The organism is Shewanella sp. DAU305, from assembly GCF_026802235.1.
Taxonomy (GTDB): domain Bacteria; phylum Pseudomonadota; class Gammaproteobacteria; order Enterobacterales; family Shewanellaceae; genus Shewanella; species Shewanella baltica.
The window spans coordinates 3,377,669-3,393,355 of record NZ_CP113808.1 but is presented as its reverse complement, the minus strand read 5'-3'; the positions used below and the strand labels follow the sequence as shown (position 1 = coordinate 3,393,355).

Here is a 15,687-nt window from a genome sequence, read left to right as displayed (position 1 = left end):
GTTCAGTCAATAGAGAAGATTAATGTCCAGACACTGTGCCCAACACTTCTTTTGCACTGTGATGGATGATTGTATGGGAATCATAGAAATATTGTGTGGCTTGTTCTAAGAATCCGGTTTGGATCGCCATAACGCCCACAATGGATAGCACGATAGTGTAGGGCAATGCCATCCATACCATTCTGCCATAGGATAAGCGGATCAGCGGTGCTAAGGCTGACGTCAGTAAGAACAAGAACGCCGCTTGACCATTAGGTGTCGCCACCGAAGGTAAGTTAGTTCCGGTATTAATCGCAACGGCCAGTAAGTCGAATTGATCACGGGTGATTTGGCCGTTAATTAATGCCGCCTTCACTTCGTTGATATACACAGTGCCGACGAACACGTTATCACTCACCATAGACAGTAATCCGTTGGCGATATAGAAAATCACTAATTGGGTATTGCCTTCATAACCCAGTGCCCATTGGATAACGGGGGCGAATAAATGTTGATCGATAATTACGCCAACAACCGCAAAGAACACCGCTAATAATGCGGTAAAAGGCAGTGCTTCTTCGAAGGCTTTACCGAGGGCATGCTCATCGGTTACGCCGTTAAAGGCTGTGGTTAAAATAATCACAGAAAGACCAATTAAGCCCACTGAAGCCAAATGCAAGGCAAGACCTGCGATCAACCAGACACCCACTAGGGCTTGGACGATTAACTTCATGTTGTCTTTGTTAGTACGGCGCGCATCTTCATGGGCGGCATATTCACATAAGATCCGATGAACGGCCGTTGGCAATTTAGCGCCATAACCAAAAATACCAAATTTTTCAACTAAGTAGCAGGTTAAGATGCCAGAAATCAATACTGGGACTGTAACAGGTGACATACGTACGGCGAATTCACCGAACTGCCAATTGGCCTGTGCAGCAATGATCAAGTTTTGAGGTTCGCCCACCATAGTACATACGCCGCCGAGTGCAGTACCGACACCCGCATGCATTAACAGATTACGCAGGAAGCCACGGAATGCACCGAGTTCTTCTTCGTTTAACTGATCTTCGCCCGCAGCATTTTTACCTTCGGAGGTATGATCGTGATCGGCGCCGAAATCTTTTCCAGAAGCGACCTTGTGGTAAATAGAATAGAAACCCACAGCGACCGCGATAATCACGGCAATAACCGTTAACGCATCTAAGAAGGCAGATAAAAACGCCGATGCCAAACAAAACATTAGTGACACTAAAACTTTAGAACGCACTTTGGTAATAATTTTCGTGAAGCCAAATAGCAGCAATTGCTTCATGAAATAAATACCAGCGACCATAAACACCAAGAGTAATAATACTTCGAGGTTGGCTTCTATTTCATGTAAGACTTGGCTTGCCGATGTCATGCCAATAGCGACAGCTTCAATTGCTAATAATCCGCCAGGCTGTAATGGATAACATTTTAATGCCATTGCTAAGGTAAAAATAAATTCAAGCACCAATACCCAGCCGGCCACGAAGGGGTCGACATAGAAAAAGAGTAGTGGATTGATAATTAAAAATGACAGTATTGCGGTTTTGTACCACTTAGGAGAATTTCCTAAGAAGTTCCCAATAAACGCCTGACTCATTGTCGCCGGCATGGCAGCCTCTCTTCTAATTATGTTAAAAATTGCACGTGTTTAATATCAATACCTGCGTTTGTTAAATCAGTCTAGCCTAAAGAGAAAGCTAATGTAACGAGATACTGATACCCACATTTCAAAAAGCGGAGCTAATCGGCAAAATTGACGTTTGTTGCCTTGATCTTGGTCGTTTTTTTGAGCGATTGTGTGACATTTACACGGCGATAACACAGTGAATTTAAGTGAATGGTTTCCATTTTTTACCGCTCTGGTATGATCAGTGACCATTACGACGCACAACAACTGGATAAGTGGGCTGATGATTATCAATGCCAAAGGACCTGCAAGTTTTGCAGAGAAGTATATTGTGAGATCCATTTGGGATAATAAATTTCCACCAGGGTCCATTTTACCGGCTGAACGTGAGCTTTCGGAATTGATAGGTGTGACTCGCACCACTCTGCGTGAAGTGCTACAGCGCTTGGCTCGTGACGGTTGGTTGAAAATCCAACACGGTAAACCAACGCGAGTTAACAACTTCTGGGAAACCTCAGGCTTAAACATTCTAGAGACGATTGCCGATCTCAATCCCGAAGGATTTCCGGTATTGGTTGACCAACTTTTGTCGGCCCGTACTAACGTTAGCGCTATCTATTTCCGCGGTGCTTTGCGTTATAACCCAGATACAGCTGTGGATGTGCTCGCCAAAATTCACCAACTTGAAGATACGGCGGAATCCTATGCCGAATTTGACTATTTATTGCACCACACCTTAGCTTTTTCCTCAGGGAATCCACTTTACGTATTGATATTAAATGGATTTAAGGGATTGTATAGCAGAGTCGGACGCTATTATTTTACCAGTTCCGATGCACGTTTATTGGCTTTGAACTTTTACAAAGAGTTAGAGCTACTGGCTCAGGCGAAAAATTATCTCGACGTCCCTGCGCTGATGCGCACCTACGGCATGAACAGCGGTAAGATGTGGTTACAATTACGCGATGATATGCCCGCGTCTATCGCACAGGATAATTAATTGCTGCGATTGATGTCGCATTAAAATAGCGATAAATACATAAAAGCCGTTTCCAATGGAAACGGCTTTTTTATTCGGTTTATTATTCTGGTTTAGCCGCTTCAGGGCAGGATGCTAATACGGTTACACTCGCATCCTCATTTTTTTGCTCTAAGGTGACAGTGAAACCCCATAATCTATGTAAATGCTTTAATACTTCTTTATGGCTGCTGGCTAAGGGAATATCGTTATTTGGTACATAACGTAAGGTCAAGGATCTATCACCGTTGATCTCTACATTATGCACTTGGATATTCGGCTCAATATTCGACAAGTTATATTGCTGCGATAATAACTGGCGAATATCTTGATAACCTTGTTCATCGTGAATCGCCGAGACCGACAGATAATTGCGTTTCTCATCATCATGGATACCAAACAACTTAAATTGGCGGATAACTTTTGGTGAAAGATATTGGCTAATAAAACTTTCGTCTTTAAAGTTTTGCATTGCAAAGTGTAAGGTTTCAATCCAATTGCTGCCGGCGATGTCGGGAAACCAAGCTTTATCTTCATCGGTCGGATTTTCACAAATACGCCGAATGTCGGTAAACATCGCAAAACCTAAAGCATAGGGATTGATGCCACTGTAATAGCGGCTGTTGTAGTCGGGTTGGGCAACCACGCCCGTATGGCTTTGCAAAAACTCGATCATGAAGCGGTCAGTGACCACGCCATCATCATATAAGTGATTCAAAATAGTGTAGTGCCAGAAGGTGGCCCAGCCTTCATTCATCACTTGAGTTTGTTTTTGCGGGTAAAAATATTGCGCCATTTTACGTACAATGCGGATAATTTCCCTTTGCCATGGTTCCAGTAAAGGTGCATTTTTCTCGATGAAATATAAGATGTTTTCCTGCGGTTCTGCGGGGAAACGACGTTTCTTCGATTGTGACTGTTCATGTTGCTGGGTAGGAATGGTGCGCCATAAATCATTCACTTGGCTTTGAAGGTACGCCTCGCGATCTTTTTGTCTTGCTTGTTCTTCTCGGAATGAAATTTCAGAGGGACGTTTATAGCGATCGACACCGTAGTTCATTAGCGCATGGCAGGAGTCGATGACGCTTTCGACCTGTGCTACGCCATGTTTTTGCTCACAATCACTGATGTAGTTTTTGGCAAAAACAAGGTAGTCAATAATCGAGCTGGCATCTGTCCATGTCTTAAATAAGTAGTTGTTTTTAAAAAAGCTATTATGTCCGAAACAGGCGTGGGCGATCACCAGCGCCTGCATTGTGATAGTGTTTTCCTCCATAAGGTAGGCAATACAGGGGTTAGAATTAATCACAATTTCGTAGGCAAGCCCCATTTGGCCGCGCTTGTAACCTTGCTCGGTTTCGATAAAACGTTTGCCAAAGGACCAATGGGTGTAACCAATGGGCATACCTATGCCCGCATAAGCATCCATCATCTGCTCAGCGGTGATGACTTCAATTTGATTTGGGTAAGTGCTGAGCTTATACAGTGCTGCTACCCGTTCAATTTCCTTGAGGTAGTCCTGCAGTAGCTCGAAGCTCCAGTCGGGACCATCGCTCAGTGGTGTCCAAGGTGTTGATTTAGTTATCCCCATAGTGCCCCCTTAAACCGCTTGTTTCTTGAATAGCTCCCTAAAGACAGGATAAATATCTTCGGCTTGACGTATGTGCTGCACGGCGATGTTGTCGTAATGCTGTTGCAGGGATTCATATTCACGCCACAAGGTCTGATGGGCGCGATTGGTGATTTCGATGTAGCTGTAGTAGCGCACCAGTGGCAATATTTTTTGTTCTAACAATTGCCTACAGGTTGGTGAATCGTCAGCCCAGTTATCACCGTCGGATGCTTGGGCTGCATAAATATTCCACTCATCGGCGGGGTAGCGGGCTTGTTGAATTTCATGCATTAATTTCAATGCACTGGACACTATGGTGCCGCCCGTTTCTTGGGAGTAAAAGAACTCGTGTTCATCGACTTCTTTAGCTTGGGTGTGGTGGCGAATGTAGACCACTTCTAAATTTTTATAGGTACGGGTGAGGAACAGATACAGCAAGATATAGAAGCGTTTTGCCATATCTTTGGTTGCCTGATCCATAGAACCAGACACATCCATCAAGCAGAACATCACGGCTTGGCTAGAAGGGATTTCCCTTTTGGAATAGTTATTAAAGCGTAGATCGAAGGTATCGATAAACGGCACTCTGGCAATCTTTTGTTTTAACTCCTCAATTTGGGCTTTTAAATCCAAAATCAACTCGGCCTTAGTGCCTGGAATATTTTCCAGCTCGGCAAGTTCTTGTTCTAACTCTTTTAACAATTTCTTTTTACTGGCTGACATCGCAATACGACGTGCCAGTGATGAACGTAATGAACGGACAATATTGATGTTAGCGGGGACGCCATCATTGGTGAATCCCGCACGGTAGATTTGGTATTCCACCAGTTTATTAAGGCGATTTTTTTGTAGATTGGGGAGTTCTAAGTCCTCAAACAGTAATTCTAGATACTCATCCTTAGAGATTTCGAACACAAAATCATCGTCGCCTTCACCCGAATTTGAGGCTTCACCTTTGCCCGAACCGCCGCCAGAGCCACCAGGTGGCCGGTCAATTTTATCGCCACGGGTAAATTGGTCATTACCGGGATGCACTCTGTCCCTGACACCGCCTTTGCCTTGGTGAAACATAGGTTCACTGATATCCCGGGTGGGGATACTGATTTTTTCGCCTTTATCTACATCCGTTACGCTGCGGCGAGTCACTGCATCGCTGACGGCTTTTTTTATTTGTTGCTTATATCTATTGATAAAGCGTTGGCGGTTGACTGTGCTTTTTCCTTTCGCATTCAACCGTCTATCGATAAAGTTCGCCATACGCACCTCCCAAAACCCAGCGAAGGCTTTGGCAACACCAAAGCCCTGTACTTAGTTAGCGCAAGTTTAAGAAGATTTACGAACCCGTAAATACCACTCAGACAAGAGTCGGACTTGTTTCTTGGTATAGCCTTTCTCCATCATGCGATTGACGAAATCATCGTGTTTACGTTGATCGTCGTTCGATGTTTTGGCGTTAAAGGAAATAACAGGCAGTAAATCTTCTGTGTTGGAGAACATTTTCTTCTCGATCACAGTGCGTAGTTTCTCGTAGCTGGTCCAGAGCGGATTATTACCCTCATGGTTCGCGCGGGCGCGCAGTACAAAGTTGACGATTTCATTACGGAAATCTTTAGGATTGCTGATCCCCGCGGGTTTCTCAATTTTCTCTAGTTCAGCATTGAGGGCGGCGCGGTCGAATAGCTGACCTGTTTCTGGATCGCGGTATTCTTGATCTTGGATCCAAAAATCGGCGTAGGTGACATAGCGGTCGAAGATATTTTGGCCGTATTCAGAGTAAGACTCTAAGTAAGCGGTTTGAATTTCTTTACCGATAAACTCCACATATTTAGGGATCAAATAACCTTTTAGAAACTCCAGATAGCGTTCGGCAGTGTCGCCGGGGAACTGTTCTTGTTCAATTTGCCGTTCGAGCACATAGAATAAATGCACTGGGTTGGCGGCGATTTCTGAATGGTCGAAGTTAAATACCCGCGACAAAATCTTAAAGGCGAAACGGGTGGATAGCCCATTCATGCCTTCATCGACACCCGCGTAATCACGGTATTCTTGGTAAGACTTAGCCTTAGGATCGGTATCTTTCAGGCTTTCACCGTCATACACCCGCATCTTAGAGTAGGTGGAGGAGTTTTCAGGTGGCTTGATGCGCGACAACACACTAAATTGCGCTAGGGTTTCTAAGGTCCCTGGCGCGCAGGGCGCTTTTGATAACTCAGAGTTGATCAGCAGTTTTTGATAGATTTGCAGTTCTTCCGAAACCCGTAAACAGTAGGGCACTTTGACGATGTAAACACGGTCGAGGAAGGCTTCGTTGTTTTTGTTATTTTTGAAGGTTGACCATTCGGACTCGTTTGAGTGAGCCAGAATAATTCCGCTATAGGGCAGGGCCGATAGGCCTTCAGTACCGTTATAGTTGCCTTCTTGCGTCGCAGTTAGTAGTGGATGCAGCACTTTAATCGGTGCCTTAAACATCTCGACGAATTCCATCACCCCTTGGTTTGCGCGGCACAATGCACCCGAATAAGCGTAAGCATCGGCATCATCTTGGGAGAAATGCTCGAGCTGACGAATATCCACTTTACCGACGAGAGATGAAATATCTTGATTGTTTTCATCTCCGGGTTCTGTTTTCGCTATCGCCACTTGGTCCAGAATCGATGGAAAAACTTTCACCACGCGAAATTTGGAGATATCACCACCAAACTCATGCAGACGTTTTACCGCCCAAGGCGACATGATGGTTTTGAGATAGCGGTTGGGAATGTTGAATTCATCTTTTAACAGCTGACCATCTTCTTCTAAATCGAATAGACAGAAGGGATGATCGTTGACAGGGCTACGTACCCCATTTGCGCTCAGAATATAAATGGGCACTTTTTGCATCAGGGCTTTGAGTTTTTCGGCGAGCGATGACTTACCGCCGCCCACAGGGCCCAGTAGGTATAAAATTTGTTTGGATTCTTCTAATCCTTGAGCCGAGTGCTTTAGATAAGCCACGATTTGCTCTATGGCATCTTCCATGCCGAAGAAATCTTTAAATGCGGGATAGCGTGAAATAAGTCGATTTGAAAAAATACGGCTAAGTGTTGGATTTTTTGCGGTATCAATGACTTCTGCTTCACCGATTGCAAGCAATAGTCGCTCTGATGCTGACATGTAAGCGCTGCGATCTCCTTTGCAGATATCCAGAAACTCTTGCAAAGAATATTCTTCATCGAGTTTTTGTTCGTAGCGCTTTTGGTAATGCTCGAAAATGCCCATATAAACCCCCTGAAACGCCAGTGATGTCATGGAACGGATAACTGGCTAGCCAGCCTCCTACTCTAATCTTAGACATAAACTCACTATCTGTGTCAAAAAAATATCAAATAAAACAATAACAAATAGTTGCAAACGCAATTATTGCACTTGTAGTTTACGGTGGGGCAATCAGCGGGATAAGGGATGGACGGCAAACGAGGGGCATAAAAAAAGAGCCACTAGGGCTCTTTTTACTGGGATTAACCCACTGCTCATTCAAGCAGTGACAACGTTAGGTTAAATGAATTAACCAGCGAAGTTTTGGTTAACGAAGTCCCAGTTAACTAATTGCCAGAAGTGGGCAAGGTAGTCAGGACGCACGTTACGGTAATCGATGTAGTAAGCGTGTTCCCACACGTCAACTGTCATGATTGGCGTTACTGAGCTGTCAGTCAGTGGCGTTGCAGCATTGCTAGTGTTGACGATAGCAAGTGTGCCATCGGCTTTTTTCACTAACCATGTCCAAGCGCTACCGAAGTTGTTTACTGCTGAATCAGTAAATTGTGCTTTAAATGCGTCGAATGAACCGAAAGCAGCATTGATTGCATCAGCAACTGGGCCTGTTGGCTCGCCGCCAGCGTTTGGTGCTAGGCAGTTCCAGTAGAAAGTGTGATTCCACACTTGAGCTGCGTTGTTGAATACGCCGCCAGTAGAAGTTTTGATGATATCTTCTAAAGATTTACCAGCGAAATCAGTTCCTTCGATTAAGCCGTTTAGCTTAACAACATAAGTGTTGTGATGCTTGCCGTAGTGGTATTCAATGGTTTCTTGAGAAATGTGTGGTTCTAGTGCGTTCTTTGCATATGGTAATGCGGGTAATTCGAAAGCCATTAGTATCTCTCCATGGTCTTAGGTTATCGTTTTTAAACGTGCTCACTTAGGACTATTGTACCGATAAAATTTGTGATGTGAATCATTGTTTAGCTAATTGACTAGATAGACGCCATCGAAAAATCAAATGTCGGCATAACCTTACAAACTGTGGGATTTTGTTCTGCCTCTAGCTGACGTACAATAGTCGCATTGAGTCAATGTCATCCTACTTAGGAATCAAAATGGAAACAGTAGAGAAAATTAAGCAGCAGATCACGGAAAACCCTATCATTGTTTATATGAAAGGTTCTCCTAAGTTGCCTAGCTGTGGCTTCTCGTCACAGGTAGCTCAGATCATGATTAACTGCGGTGAGCAGTTTGCATTCGTGGATATTCTTCAGCATCCAGACATTCGCGCAGAATTACCTAAGTTTGCTAACTGGCCGACTTTCCCACAATTGTGGATTGAAGGTGAGTTGATCGGTGGCTGTGATATCGTGGTGGACATGTTCCAAAAAGGCGAATTACAACCTTTGATTAAAGCCGCTGCCGCGAAGATCAAGACTGAAGAATAAGCGTTAATGCTTTTTTTATAAGTATTAATGAAAAAGCCGCCATGATTAATATCACGGCGGCTTTTTTGTCGCTGTTTTTCAAAGAGCTATCGCTACAAAAAACATTACAACAAAGACTTCAATAAAACGGCGACTCCTCAAACAACGACTAGTGAGGGGTGACATCTGACTCATTGTGTTTATCGTGTGGCTTGGTTGCAGGCAATAATAAGTTCATGGTAATCGCGACAATGCCGCACAAGCTGATACCGGTCAGACTGAATGAACCTATGCCAAATGCCATGCCGCCGATACCAAATACTAAGGTGACACCGACAATGCTTAAATTACGCGGCTCAGACAAATCCACATGATTGCGAATAAGGGTGTTGAGACCAACGGCTGCAATTGAGCCAAATAACAAACACATAATACCGCCCATGACTGGGACAGGAATGGTTTGCATCAGCGCACCTAATTTGCCGACAAAGGCCAACGTGATGGCAGTAATGGCGGTCCAAGTCATGATTTTCGGATCAAAATTGCGCGTTAGGGTTACAGCACCAGTGACTTCTGAGTAAGTGGTGTTTGGCGGGCCACCAAAGGCTGCCGCCGCAATCGTGGCAATACCATCACCTGTTAGCGTGCGGTGTAGTCCCGGTTTTTTCATAAAATCTTTACCTGTGACATTGGATATCGCCAGAATATCGCCGATGTGTTCAACCGCCGGAGCGATTGCGACTGGGATCATAAAGGCGATGGCATGCCAGTTAAATTCGGGTGCGACAAATTTAGGAATCGCAATCCAACTGGCGGCAGTCACAACCGCAAAGTCAACAATACCAAAGGCAAGGCTTAAGCCGTAACCTACTATAATCCCCGCTAAAATCGGCATCACTCTCAGTAAGCCCTTGGCAAAAATCGCCACAGCTATAGTGGTGCAAAGTGACGCGAGTGAAATAAATAGCGCAGTATTGGTGTCAACGAGAGTCAAGCTGCCATCGCCACTTTTACCTAAGGCCATATTCACAGCGACAGGTGCTAAGCCAAGGCCGATGATAATGATCACAGGACCCACTACCACAGGCGGTAACAGCCTATGGATGAAGTCGGTGCCGCGCACTTTGACCAAGGCGCCGAGCATGACGTAGACCACGCCCGCGGCCATAATGCCGCCCATGGTGGAGGGAATGCCCCAAGTTTGCACGCCATAGAGTATGGGGGCGATAAAGGCGAAGGAAGAGGCAAGGAAGATAGGCACTTGGCGTTTAGTGATCAATTGGAACAGTAGGGTGCCGATACCTGCGGTAAACAATGCCACACTGGTGTCGAGTCCTGTCAGTAGCGGCATTAGCACTAGGGCACCGAAGGCTACAAACAGCATTTGCGCGCCCTGTAGGGGGATAGCGAGTCGTCTCATTTATTATTCTCGTTAATTTTAGGGTAAACCGCCAAATGATATCAGTTTGTTGGATTTTCAGCAGAATAAAATCGCCCGTTTTGCCGACTCGGATCACTGTTTGGCTTTTCCGTGCCATGGTTGGCACTGAAATGGGGCTAAATTTTGCCAAGACTCGCTTAAGGCGCTAACTATGGTACAATTTGCCCCATCTGACGTTACTTCAACTACTCAAAGATGCTGAAATTCCTATTGAAGCCGAGCTTAATTGCATTTCTATATTGTCTGTTCACGATTAATAGCGTCAATGCTGTTGAGGTGAGTAAATTAGATGAGGCCAATGTGCCTGTGTCTTCGCGCGCGGTTGCAGAACGCGACAAAGCCCTAAAAAGTGCGCTTGAGCAAGTCATTATCAAGAATACTGGGACGGCGCGATCCCTCGACAACAGTCTGATCCAATCACAGCTCAGTAATCCTGATACCTTGCTGAGCCAGTATGGTTATATCGAGCAGAATGGCCAATTACTGCTAACTGCCAGTTTTGAACACCGTCGCATCGTGGCGCTACTGCGTCAGGCGCAATTGCCCGTTTGGGGAACACAACGCCCGCTGACCTTATTTTGGGTCGCAATGCCAGGCGATGGCGACACTATGATATTGGGTGACTCGTCTGCGTTAGCCGAACGTAAACTCTTTAGTGATTTTTCCGATGCCCGCGGTATTCCGGTATTGCTGCCAATCTTAGATCTTGATGAGTTGATGGGAATTAACCCTAACGATATCAAAGGTATGTTTGCCGATATCGTGGCGAGTGTCTCTGGCCGTTATCAAGCTGACTTTTTGGCATTGGTGGCGATTGATGCTGCTGGCAGCCAAGTTCGTTACCGTTTAAATCTCTATACTAAGGCTACCATTGACTCTTTGACGCCACCGTTATTCAGTTACAACGGCACCGCTGAAAATTCGACTCAGGCGATTGAAGCCATGATGGCGGCGTTAGGCGAATACTATTTTACTAAGTATGCCATTGCCGACACGGGCACGCAGCAAGGCGCGAGTGTCACTTTTGTGAATATTCAAAAAATGGCGCAACTAGTTGAAGTCGAAAAATATTTGAAGCAACTCAGCGCGATTAAAAATGCCACGTTAACGCATATTCAAGGTCATACCGTGACCTTCTCGCTAGATTTGTTTGGCTCAGAAACGGATTTACAACGTTTATTAAGCTTAGAGCCGCGAATTTCTGTGGTTGCACCTGTGAGTGCGGGGGAGTTTAGCCCAGTCTCTAACCAAACAGGCAAGCCTGTGTATGAATGGCGCTTACCTTAAGATGTTATCGGCCGTGCTGAGCCATGATAAGCACGGCATTGTTTTTATTTGATATTGAGAAGACCGAGTGCCCTTAAACTCACCTCTGCAACTCTCGTTACCTGTGCATTTGCCAGACGACGAAACCTTTAACAGTTATTACCCTGCCGCTGGTAATGATGAGCTTATTCAAAAACTGAGAGCCAATGCCGAAGGGCAGGGTGAAGCCGCCATTTATTTGTGGGGCCCAGTCAAATCGGGTCGAACCCATTTAATGCACGCCGCTTGCGCCCACGCTAATGAAGTAGAGCGTCGCAGCTTTTATATTCCATTAGGCATACATGCGAGTATCTCGACCGCCTTGCTTGAAGGACTAGAACAGTTAGATTTAGTTTGTATCGATGATGTCGATGCCATCGCTGGTCACCCCGTCTGGGAAGAAGCGATTTTTGATCTCTACAACCGCGTCGCCGAACATAAAAATTGTGCCTTAGTGGTCAGTGGCAGTTCGTCTCCTGCGGATGCGGGTTTTCTGTTACCTGATCTCGTTTCACGTATGCAGTGGGGTTTGAATTATCAACTGCAACCTATGGCTGATGATGAGAAACTTGCTGCACTGCAACGCCGCGCCGCCATGCGTGGCCTGCAATTACCGGAAGATGTGGGACGTTTTTTGCTGAACCGAATGGCGCGAGATTTACGTACCTTGTTCGATGTATTGGATAAGTTAGATAAAGCCTCATTAGTGCACCAGCGCAAGCTCACCATTCCCTTTGCCAAAGAGATGCTGCATCTTTAAAAGCATGATTGGTTAGAGACGCGGTTTGAGTGGTTTTGAATTAGCCTTGAGCGATGTAAACGCTAAAAAATGTAAAATCCCTAAAACCTAAAAATCAAAAGCCCGTCATGCTGAATGCAGACGGGCTTTTGTTTATCTACAACTTAAACACTCTATTGCTGAGGATGACGGTGACGGTCGCCACTTAAGTGAAGTTCAGGCTCAAAGCGTGGCTGTACATCGTTTGTCGGTGCATTGTTTTGGCCTTTGAGCTGCGCATTCGCAGGCGATGTGGCTAATGTTTGACGCCAGCTTTGACCTTGGGTCATGGCAATCGGCTCGGGCAGGCTTTCAATCAAACTGATCCCATCAAGCTCTGGCAGAATTTCATCAATCACCAGTGCAGCACGATTCTCTAGGCTGTCTTGTGCAATTCGACCTCTTTGTCCCCAGTCAATAATCAGCGTATCCGCAGTTAACACCGCAGGTTTATTGGTGACGGCGACATCACGTAATATTTGATAGCGATAACTCATCATGGCTTCTTCAAATAGCATAGCCGTGTCTTCACGGGTACTGGAATAGGCATAGAAGTCGCTGGCGATATCGGTAGAAAAGAATGTACTCACATCCGATGGTTGATAGGCCTTCTGTACATTACTCGCCGCAGCGCCGAGGAAACGGACATTGGCAAGCCCCATCATTTCAGTGCTCATTAATGGATAGCTGGTGCTGACTTGATCAGATATCAGGCTCTTGTTGGCATTGCGGCGACTGTAATCATCTAGCAGTCTTGGCCCTGTGAGTGAGGCATGTACGCTGCGGGGGAAGAAGTCATTGGCATGGGCTAGCTCGTGATACAGCAAGGAGGCTAGATCGGGATTGATTTGCGCTAATGTTCGGTCTGCTCTGACGGTGATAGGTACGCCAAGTGACGCATACTGATTGTCTTTCACATAACGCCAAGGCATCACAAAGTTAAGATCATCACCGAAATTACTGCGGTAATCCGGCGCCTCATTAATGGTGTCACGCTGGCTTGGCGTAAGCCATAAATCGTCGGGATCGAGATAAATCGCTCCTGTAACTACCCAATAGAAGGAAGGGCGCACGTCATAGCTAATCACCACGGCCGTGACGGATTGTAACAGGCGAGCAAAATCGCTGTTGGGGTCCATCTGAGCTAAAAAGGCGGCAAAGTTATCGCCCATCCAGTCGTGGGAAACCAGTACACGATTAAGAATAGTCTCGCGATTTAGATCGCTTGAGGTTTGGCCTATCAAAGGTAAGGTATTGATAGTGCAACTATCATTGAGCTGATTAGAGTAAACACAGCCCGCTAGCACATTGGCGTAAGGCGAGGCGGGACGATAGGCGTGAGTGCGCGCCACTGGAGTATCGAAATATTGCGAGCTGATCGCCGGCGCCGCAGTTGTTAGCACAAAGGCATCATCACTGAGTGGATTACCGTTGATACTGGCGTTCACTTTGAGCCGAGTGATTGTATCTTGGGCGACCGTTGGCGCGGTAAATAAAGGCCTAAACGGATCGCTTACATCGACCATTAAATCTGGGCCAGACGCCACGCACCAAGAGATATTCGCAGCGCTTAATCCTGATTGTTGTCCGAGCCTTAAGCTGACATTGTTACCTTCAACCACTTGGTGATCCTGGCGGACGTTCAGTACACCCGTCGATGCGGGATCGACATTAATGCCGATTTCTCCGCTGACATCTAGATTACTTCCCGTGACATGTAAGCTAAAACGGTAGCCGCCTGCAGTGGGAGTATCAAAGGCTAATACAGGGCTGTTTTGACTGACTAATTGTATGATAGGTCCATCGATTTGCTGCCAGCGAAAGGTTAAGTTTTGGCTATCACGATTTAGGATGTTGGCAATGATGGCACTGGATTGACCTGCCACATAAGTCGGTTCAGTTTGAAAACGGATTGAGGATGATGTGGTAACAAGAAGCGGCGAAATGCTATCTGTGCAGCGTGGCAGTGAGGTGGAGGGGGGCGTTACTCCGCCATTATCTGTGTTGCTGTCTCCACCGCCTCCGCACGCCACGAGTAGGCTAGAGCAGGCCATTAATCCCAAAAGCTTCAGTGGCATCGATATCCCCATTACAGCATTCTCCCTTGTTAACTCAGCAGTGCGATTAGACTTTTTGTGACTCACGGGATACTAAGGACCCACGATGAGAAACTGATTATAGCACGAGGAGTAAGTTGCAAAAAGTCAGTATAAGTATAATAAATGTTAATCCTGCGCGGTTTAACTGTTTATTTAACAGCTCGTTTGACTGTTTGTTTAGCTGGGCATTGAACTGAGGTTGAAGGGGATATTTGAACGCAGATCTGCAGCGGAGTTTGGCGTTGCGATATAAAAATGCCGTCATACCCAGTAAGGTAAGACGGCACTGATATCACATTGTATGCAATGGCTTATTCTTTAGACTTTTTCTTCAGGCCTAATCCCAGTTCACGACCACGGATCCGAGCGTAGAAGGGGAAGGCAATCAGCAGTACACCAATCAACAATACTTCGATTAATGCAAAAGCGAAGGCATCGGTAGTAACATAAAGCAGTGTCAGTCCATGCAGCATATAAAGGCACAGAACAAAACTCGCCCAAGCATAAGTATATGGATTACCTTGGAAAACCCCTTTTGCAGGTAGTAATAATGGCACTATCCATAATAGGCTAAATAGCAGAGTGTATTCACCGCTAATCCCTTGGCCAACAAACCAGCCGCCTAATAGCAGAACGAGCGCGAAGTAACCTAAACGGCTAAGGGTAAATAAGGTGTTGGACGTCATATGTCTACCTAACGATTAAAATTAAAGCGATTTTTGTTTTAAAATCATGGGTTAAAGAATAGCGAGCACATTCTCTGGAGGACGGCCGATGGCAGCGCGTTGATTGGCGAGCACAATCGGGCGTTCGATGAGTTTAGGCGTGTTCACCATGGCCTCAATCAATTGCTGCTCCGTCAACGAGGTGTCAGCAAGTTCCAAGGCTTGATATTCCGCTTCCTTGGTGCGCATTAATTCGCGAGCACTGATGCCTAATTTAGCCAGAATATCGCCGATGACTTCAGCCGTAGGGGGCGTTTTTAAGTATTCCACTAGGGTAATATCGCAACCTTGTTGCTCAAGTAGAGCTAAGGTTTCACGGCTTTTTGAACAACGTGGGTTATGGTAAATCGTCGCTTGGGTCATAGTGCTAGAGGCTCAATACGGGCTGAAATAACGATGGAGCGGA

General features: G+C 45.8%; 13 protein-coding genes. 4 read left to right on the top strand and 9 right to left on the bottom strand.

Annotation, left to right across the window (positions count from 1 at the left end):
- Window positions 1-19: 19 nt before the first annotated feature.
- The gene (gene nhaB / locus OX890_RS14290; protein WP_006081283.1) at window positions 20-1,621 is read right to left on the bottom strand and encodes a sodium/proton antiporter NhaB; all 1,602 of its coding nucleotides are present in this window, start codon (window positions 1,619-1,621) and stop codon (window positions 20-22) included.
- A 301-nt stretch (window positions 1,622-1,922) separates the two neighbouring features.
- Here nhaB and fadR point away from each other — a divergent pair, with 301 nt between their 5' ends.
- Window positions 1,923-2,639, top strand: coding sequence for a fatty acid metabolism transcriptional regulator FadR (gene fadR, locus OX890_RS14285; protein WP_006081284.1), 717 nt, complete (start codon window positions 1,923-1,925; stop codon window positions 2,637-2,639).
- Between the two features lie 82 nt (window positions 2,640-2,721).
- Here the strand turns inward: fadR and OX890_RS14280 are convergent, their stop codons facing one another.
- The 4 genes from OX890_RS14280 to sodB all read right to left on the bottom strand — a co-directional run bounded on the left by OX890_RS14280 (window position 2,722) and on the right by sodB (window position 8,397).
- The gene (locus OX890_RS14280; protein ID WP_126492163.1) at window positions 2,722-4,248 is read right to left on the bottom strand and encodes a SpoVR family protein; all 1,527 of its coding nucleotides are present in this window, start codon (window positions 4,246-4,248) and stop codon (window positions 2,722-2,724) included.
- Between the two features lie 9 nt (window positions 4,249-4,257).
- Window positions 4,258-5,526: a YeaH/YhbH family protein gene (locus OX890_RS14275; protein WP_006081286.1), complete on the bottom strand. Its 1,269-nt coding sequence runs from the start codon at window positions 5,524-5,526 to the stop codon at window positions 4,258-4,260.
- Between the two features lie 66 nt (window positions 5,527-5,592).
- Window positions 5,593-7,527, bottom strand: a complete 1,935-nt coding sequence (locus tag OX890_RS14270) for a PrkA family serine protein kinase (RefSeq protein WP_006081287.1) — start codon at window positions 7,525-7,527, stop codon at window positions 5,593-5,595.
- A 285-nt stretch (window positions 7,528-7,812) separates the two neighbouring features.
- Window positions 7,813-8,397, bottom strand: a complete 585-nt coding sequence (gene sodB / locus OX890_RS14265; RefSeq protein ID WP_006081288.1) for a superoxide dismutase [Fe] — start codon at window positions 8,395-8,397, stop codon at window positions 7,813-7,815.
- Window positions 8,398-8,621: 224 nt separating this feature from the next.
- Between sodB and grxD the strand changes: the two genes are divergently transcribed.
- Entirely contained in the window at window positions 8,622-8,954 is a 333-nt protein-coding gene (gene grxD / locus OX890_RS14260; protein WP_011846572.1) for a Grx4 family monothiol glutaredoxin, read from the top strand.
- A gap of 148 nt (window positions 8,955-9,102) precedes the next feature.
- On the opposite strand, the gene OX890_RS14255 is transcribed toward grxD, so the two are convergent.
- Window positions 9,103-10,353 carry a uracil-xanthine permease family protein gene (locus tag OX890_RS14255; protein WP_006081290.1) on the bottom strand — a complete coding sequence of 417 codons (1,251 nt, stop codon included), beginning with the start codon at window positions 10,351-10,353 and terminating at the stop codon, window positions 9,103-9,105.
- Window positions 10,354-10,569: 216 nt separating this feature from the next.
- Here OX890_RS14255 and OX890_RS14250 point away from each other — a divergent pair, with 216 nt between their 5' ends.
- Entirely contained in the window at window positions 10,570-11,661 is a 1,092-nt protein-coding gene (locus tag OX890_RS14250; RefSeq protein ID WP_012088917.1) for a DUF2066 domain-containing protein, read from the top strand.
- 67 nt (window positions 11,662-11,728) lie between these two features.
- Entirely contained in the window at window positions 11,729-12,439 is a 711-nt protein-coding gene (gene hda, locus OX890_RS14245) for a DnaA inactivator Hda (protein WP_006081292.1), read from the top strand.
- Between the two features lie 152 nt (window positions 12,440-12,591).
- Here the strand turns inward: hda and OX890_RS14240 are convergent, their stop codons facing one another.
- The 3 genes from OX890_RS14240 to arsC form a co-directional block, all read right to left on the bottom strand.
- Window positions 12,592-14,547, bottom strand: coding sequence for a hypothetical protein (locus tag OX890_RS14240; protein WP_126492161.1), 1,956 nt, complete (start codon window positions 14,545-14,547; stop codon window positions 12,592-12,594).
- A 320-nt stretch (window positions 14,548-14,867) separates the two neighbouring features.
- The gene (locus OX890_RS14235) at window positions 14,868-15,242 is read right to left on the bottom strand and encodes a DUF2069 domain-containing protein (RefSeq protein WP_006081294.1); all 375 of its coding nucleotides are present in this window, start codon (window positions 15,240-15,242) and stop codon (window positions 14,868-14,870) included.
- A 51-nt stretch (window positions 15,243-15,293) separates the two neighbouring features.
- Window positions 15,294-15,644, bottom strand: a complete 351-nt coding sequence (gene arsC / locus OX890_RS14230) for an arsenate reductase (glutaredoxin) (protein WP_006086336.1) — start codon at window positions 15,642-15,644, stop codon at window positions 15,294-15,296.
- Window positions 15,645-15,687 lie beyond the last annotated feature (43 nt).

Coding starts and splice junctions, on each gene's coding strand:
- nhaB (WP_006081283.1), bottom strand. CDS start 1,621: ATGCCGGCGACAATGAGTCAGGCGTTTATTGGGAACTTCTTAGGAAAT.
- fadR (WP_006081284.1), top strand. CDS start 1,923: ATGATTATCAATGCCAAAGGACCTGCAAGTTTTGCAGAGAAGTATATT.
- OX890_RS14280 (WP_126492163.1), bottom strand. CDS start 4,248: ATGGGGATAACTAAATCAACACCTTGGACACCACTGAGCGATGGTCCC.
- OX890_RS14275 (WP_006081286.1), bottom strand. CDS start 5,526: ATGGCGAACTTTATCGATAGACGGTTGAATGCGAAAGGAAAAAGCACA.
- OX890_RS14270 (WP_006081287.1), bottom strand. CDS start 7,527: ATGGGCATTTTCGAGCATTACCAAAAGCGCTACGAACAAAAACTCGAT.
- sodB (WP_006081288.1), bottom strand. CDS start 8,397: ATGGCTTTCGAATTACCCGCATTACCATATGCAAAGAACGCACTAGAA.
- grxD (WP_011846572.1), top strand. CDS start 8,622: ATGGAAACAGTAGAGAAAATTAAGCAGCAGATCACGGAAAACCCTATC.
- OX890_RS14255 (WP_006081290.1), bottom strand. CDS start 10,353: ATGAGACGACTCGCTATCCCCCTACAGGGCGCGCAAATGCTGTTTGTA.
- OX890_RS14250 (WP_012088917.1), top strand. CDS start 10,570: ATGCTGAAATTCCTATTGAAGCCGAGCTTAATTGCATTTCTATATTGT.
- OX890_RS14240 (WP_126492161.1), bottom strand. CDS start 14,547: ATGGGGATATCGATGCCACTGAAGCTTTTGGGATTAATGGCCTGCTCT.
- OX890_RS14235 (WP_006081294.1), bottom strand. CDS start 15,242: ATGACGTCCAACACCTTATTTACCCTTAGCCGTTTAGGTTACTTCGCG.
- arsC (WP_006086336.1), bottom strand. CDS start 15,644: ATGACCCAAGCGACGATTTACCATAACCCACGTTGTTCAAAAAGCCGT.